We start from the raw sequence: 5,681 nt of genomic DNA, 5'->3' as shown, positions 1-5,681 counted from the left end.
GAAGTAATGTGATCAAATTAAACCTGAGTCATCGGCTTGCACTCGTTTTCTTAACCTGATACTCGTCCATAAACAATTTAGTCATGACCATTTGGAAATCCATCGTGCTGCCAAAAACAGCGTACATATAGTATCGTTACGAAACTACATTTTGTCAATAATAGTTTTTAATCGCTACTATATTTATTGCAAGCTTACTGAGCATATATGGCCAAGTTATGGTGAAATCAAGTTGTCAGTTACGGCGTATACTTGACGACCGGTTTTCATCAAAGCCCACCGCGTTTAATGTTGCGACTTGGGGTTCTGATTCGCAGGCGAGCAAAAGTGTCAAGTCCAATATTATCGAATACTCCGTGACCAGATTGTCAAAACATAGGTGCAATATTTGCATGTGCGGCCGCGCGTGATCTCAGCATGAAATCGTGCCTCTAAAGCTGCAATGTCCGCTGCGCTGATAATTTTAAGCTGACAAAAAAAGTACGCCACGGCAGTAAAGTCGAAAGAATTTGTTCAGGTTTGGGAAACTAGCTTGAGAGCAATCATAAAGTGATTATTGTTAACACTAGGGTTATGAAAGCGACGTTCTCAAATATATTTGATTGGTCTACGAGGGTTTATCGGATTCTAAATACGCTTGATTTTTCTTTTTTCTTTAAAAACTTATTTATTTCTAAATCGGATTAATTAGAAAATTCGGTTGGATTCTGAGGCTATAATTACATTGTCAGTGATGAGGAAAAACAAAGTTGTGACCGACTCGGTTAGCTTGATTGCATTAAACATTAATTTTGTCGTGAACTACTGACTAATCTATATGCTTAATGACTCGTTATTTACTACCCCAAATAGTCGCTACAGCTCGCTCGTTACCCAAGCCACCAACTACGATACAAACAAAACCAACGGTGAAAAAAACAACAATTGGGATGAATGTTCCAAATTGTGATTCGCTGACAGCGGCTAAAGCTGATATGGACGATAGCACTAAAAATAATCCCCCAACAACCACTAAAATGGTCCGATGTGATTTTCGATATTTAAATTCACCCTCACTAGACTCAAAATAATTCAGTATTAGTGAAAACATTTTTCTAAAAGCTAATTTCATAGTAATTAATCATTTAACAGGGTTTATTGGGTCTAATGCAGAAACTTGTCGACGCTCTGCATCACTCCGTCATTAAATACTACATTGAAGCGGTTACGACGACCGGCAGTATGGCCTTTCCTATGATAGCGTTTACGCTGAATCACTCGGTGATCGTCATACCTCCAAAATGAAGTTAGGCGGCCGTAAAAAAGCACCAAAAGTTAATTTCAGCAACCATTAACTAGAAACCTTAAATTGATCCCAAAAACTTCGGCAGCCTTGAAGAAAAACCAGCCTAAGTAGTTTGACTGGTCAATCTCTTTTAGTAGTTTATAACAAAGCAACGTCGCTAGTGACGGTAGAATTAATTCACTATAAATTAAATTGAAAAGCACGGCGCTACTCACAAGGCTTAACTAATCGCCTACTAATCTTTATCGCGCATCATTTCAGTCTGCCGCATCGGCATACTGTCAATGAGTAAAAACATCGAATTTAAGCTAAAGACTGTTTGCCGATCTTTTACGCTACCGTCCTTACCTATCAACACAGAAATTACGGCATTAGTGAGATACTTTTCGTGAATGTCACGGGCAAAATCTTTACTAATTTTACCCTCGTAATTACTCATCAGTTGCTCGGCATTTATCACAAACCACAGTAGATCTCGCTCATCGATTTCTGATTTAGCGTGATAAAGTTGGCTCATTACTTCCGCTTCACTTTGCCGATCGGCAAGCGCTAGAATTATCCTGTTGTCCCATCGCAACTGTTTAACGTCTGACAGTATCACATCGTTAGCAAGCAGTTGGTTAGAGACCATAGAATAAATAATCATCGCGGCTAAAGGTAAACGGGCAACCCGAATACTCAAAAAATTTAGGTTTGTTAGACATACGGCCCAAGTAATTAAGCGCCCAAGCACCTAATTCAAATCAACCGCAAAGGCTTTCATGGTTTCAATCGGCACAATTTCTAATGCTAACTGGTGAGTACGTGTCAAGTGTATATGCGGTGCAGCACCATTTTCATGGGCTTCCAACCAGCGTGAAGCACACAAACACCAAGAGTCTCCGGGCTTTAAGCCAGCAAAGCCATACTCTGGGCGAGGCGTGCTGAGGTCATTACCATTACCTTTAGAGAACGCTAAAAACTCAGCAGTCACACCAGCACATATTGTATGTGAAGCCGCATCTTGATCACTGGTATTACAGCATCCATCACGGAAAAACCCGGTCATAGGGGCTTCACTGCAAGAAACTAGTTTTTCGCCAAAAACATTCAGCGATGGGGCCATTGGTATGCTCATATTTCAATATCCTTAATAGGTTTATATCTGTTTTTACAACCCTGTAATTAAAACCTATTTGAAACCATAAAGGAATTCACTTAAGACACTCACGACAATGATTTTTGCTCTGAAATAATCAACTAGATTGGGAGAATAAATCATAGTAAACATTCGTCATGAATTAAATTTATCATCACGGGTTAATCTTAACGCTGTTAAACAAAAAGAATAATCAAGCCGGCTAGCACCAAGAAAATTCTAAACAGAAAAGCTTTCGGCGCTATGATCCCAAAAGAGATCATACCTAAGGCAAGCGCCATCTTCGCTGCTGCCAGTAGGGATGGGACGACCGCAGTCCCGAGCTCAATTAAAGCCGGATTAGCGATCATACCCAGTGGGATCAGATACAGCCCTATGCCCAATGACATCGCAATCCCAGCTACCTTCAACCAGTTTTCCTGGACCATACCAGCAGCAATAAAGACAGCCCCACAAACGGGTGGCGTAATGGTGCTCAACAAGGCAAACCAGAAAATAAATAGATGAGTCTGTAACGGCCCAAGTCCCAGTTTAATCAGCGCCGGACCCGCAACAGAAACACAGATAACATAAGCCGCAGTCGTAGGTACTTCCATTCCCAAAATAAGACAAGCAAACGCAGTTAGCAATAAAGCTGGCCACAGCATCCCACCCGAACCAGACAGAATTAATGAAGTTATTTTGACTCCCAGGCCAGTAATACCCAGTACACCAATAATAATGGAAGCGCATAAAATAATGGATGCAATCGTGGCGATTTGCACGCCGCTATTAAGGCACACACTTTTTATACGTTTTAGGCTACGCTTAGTATCAAACGTTAAATTTCTATCAATCCATAATAAAACTGCACCCACAATAATAGCCATGCAGGCCGAATACTGAGGTGTTAATTCGGCTCCAAACATACCCCACAACAGGACTGAAAAAGGTATTAAGAAAAAGGCTGAGGTAATGATGACTTGTTTGAGTTCAGGTCGCTCATCCAGCGGAACTGCTTTTAAGTCATAGCGACTGGCAAAGGCATCAATTCCGACCCAAACCGCGAAAAAATAGAGTACGGCAGGTAGCAAGGCGGCGATCATGATACCGCTATAAGGTATGCCCGTTAGTTCGACCATAACAAACGCGCCGGCACCCATTAAGGGCGGCATAATTTGTCCTCCTGAAGAAGCAACTGCCTCAACAGCAGCGGCAAAAGGGCGGGGGTAGCCTAGTCTAGTCATAGCAGGTAACGTAATAGCACCGGTTGAGGCAACATTAGCGGAAGCCGAACCCGAAATTGAGCCAAATAAAGCTGACGAAATGACGGATACTTTCGCCGCGCCTCCACGTAAACGACCAGCGGCGGCGGCAGCCACATTCATAAAGCCCTGCCCTGCTTCGCCTGCATTTAGTACTGCACCAAAGATAACGAAGATGGCAACAATATTAACTGAAATCCCGGTTAACTTACCCCATATACCACCTTCTGCAATAGTCAAGGTACCCAGGAAGCTAGCTGTTGGCGTACCAGGATGGCCGAATTCACCCGGAATATATTGCCCCCATAAACCATAGGCCAAAGCAATGAGCGCTACCATAGGGAGTGGCCAACTGATGGCACGTCTGGCCATTTCTAACGTCACTAGTAATAAGCAAATTGCGATAGCAAACTGGAAAGAGTTACTAAGATAAGCATACTGGTCACCCAGCATAGACTGATTGGCTGCGATCCAAAGACAGCTTGTAACTCCAACAACACAGAGCACACTACCAGTCAGCCGTTGAAAGCGTGATTTCGCTATATAAATAAACACCCAGGGTAATGCGAGGGCCATATGCAGTGGGCGGCTGATGAGATTAGGGATCAGACCAGAGAAAATCAGCCAAAGATGAAATACGATAGAAATGGCCCCAAGCACAGGCCAAATCATTGAACGAAGATTAAACATGTCAGATATCGAAAATTAAAGGGGCATAATCAACTATTACAGCCCCAGTCTCAAACTGCATTTATTGCTGAGCAGCGGTCAAAGCGAATCCTATTTCGTTATAGTATTTCACCGCACCAGGATGAATCTGCCCGTTAATGTTAACCAATAGATTTTCATCAACAGCGCTCCACCAGCTGGCAGAAGCACCCATATCGGCCTTCTGCTGCCAATAGGTTTTGGTTAAAGCGTAAGCAGTGGCATCATCCATTTGTGTAGTGGTATAGGCAACCACTGGTAAAGAGGTTGTTGTAATGTCTTTATCTTGCCCCGCATACGTGCCGGCAGGAATAACCAATCGGGTTCGTTTACTGGCTTTGATTTGTTCATCGTTCAACGATAAAACATTAACGCCAGTTCCGGCTGCCGCTTCAATTACGTTTGGTGCAGGATAAGAACCCGCCGTAACAAAACCATCAATCTGACCGTTTTTAAGTGCAGGAACCGCATTAGATAGCTCGACTTCAGCTAGGTTAACTTTACCTTCAAGGCCAAACAGTTTCAGATATTTAGCCCCTTCTTTAGCGCCAAAAGAACCTTTACCTAACAAGATGGTTTTGCCTTCCATTCCAGCAAAATCTTTCACGCCACTCTTATCACTCATTACAAAATGCATGGTCAAAGAAGGGATAGGAAACAATGCTCGAATATCGTTGAATTTCGGATTCTGCCTAGTCTTAAACATTGCTTTGCCAGCTTTGGCCAACTTTACTAATACTGGGGGTGTGGTAAATACATAATTGCCAGAGCGTACCGCCGACTCCATAACATTCTGAACTGAACCCTGACTTTCTTCCACCGTTACAATTATGTCACCCTCTGATCCAGTCTTCACGGCTTCGGCAATTTGTACTGCCATTTGATAGTAGGATGATGTTGTTTTTGCCGATTTATAAGTAATACGGGTTTCTGCGGACACAGCCGTTGTCATCATGAGGACGATTACAGCCAATCCGATCCGATTAATTTTATTCATTTTTCAGTCTCTTATTAATGTTTTTTATTTGAAATAAATTTGTCTATAACTATATGATTTTAAATGGTGACAAAGCCAGTGTATATTTTTCAGGATGCCAAATTGTTATTATTTTTTTATTTCGAGTAATATCAATACGATTATGATGGAACTCACATTGTAGCGAGGTTTAAAAGCTTTTGTCTTTTATAATAAAATTAACAAACAAGGTTATCTAAAATTTAACATCTGAATCATATAAAATGAAGTATAAAAGGCCTTTTACTCAATATCAATCTAGCAGATCAAATCCTGAACTCATCCTTATCT

5 protein-coding genes are annotated in these 5,681 nt (G+C 41.8%); all 5 read right to left on the bottom strand.

The features are described from left to right. Positions 1 to 832 precede the first annotated feature (832 nt). The gene (locus QZ562_RS18910; protein ID WP_293763696.1) at positions 833 to 1,111 is read right to left on the bottom strand and encodes a hypothetical protein; all 279 of its coding nucleotides are present in this window, start codon (positions 1,109 to 1,111) and stop codon (positions 833 to 835) included. A gap of 409 nt (positions 1,112 to 1,520) precedes the next feature. Next, positions 1,521 to 1,967: a DUF4174 domain-containing protein gene (locus tag QZ562_RS18905; RefSeq protein ID WP_293763693.1), complete on the bottom strand. Its 447-nt coding sequence runs from the start codon at positions 1,965 to 1,967 to the stop codon at positions 1,521 to 1,523. 51 nt (positions 1,968 to 2,018) lie between these two features. Then, entirely contained in the window at positions 2,019 to 2,396 is a 378-nt protein-coding gene (locus QZ562_RS18900) for a DUF2237 domain-containing protein (RefSeq protein WP_293763699.1), read from the bottom strand. Positions 2,397 to 2,599: 203 nt separating this feature from the next. Beyond that, positions 2,600 to 4,357: a TRAP transporter fused permease subunit gene (locus QZ562_RS18895; protein ID WP_293763690.1), complete on the bottom strand. Its 1,758-nt coding sequence runs from the start codon at positions 4,355 to 4,357 to the stop codon at positions 2,600 to 2,602. Between the two features lie 61 nt (positions 4,358 to 4,418). Beyond that, positions 4,419 to 5,372, bottom strand: a complete 954-nt coding sequence (locus QZ562_RS18890; protein ID WP_293763687.1) for a TAXI family TRAP transporter solute-binding subunit — start codon at positions 5,370 to 5,372, stop codon at positions 4,419 to 4,421. Positions 5,373 to 5,681 lie beyond the last annotated feature (309 nt).

This window comes from uncultured Paraglaciecola sp., assembly GCF_913058035.1.
GTDB lineage: Bacteria > Pseudomonadota > Gammaproteobacteria > Enterobacterales > Alteromonadaceae > Paraglaciecola.
The sequence above is the reverse complement of the archived record's forward strand: the minus strand, read 5'-3'. Positions and strand labels throughout refer to the sequence as shown.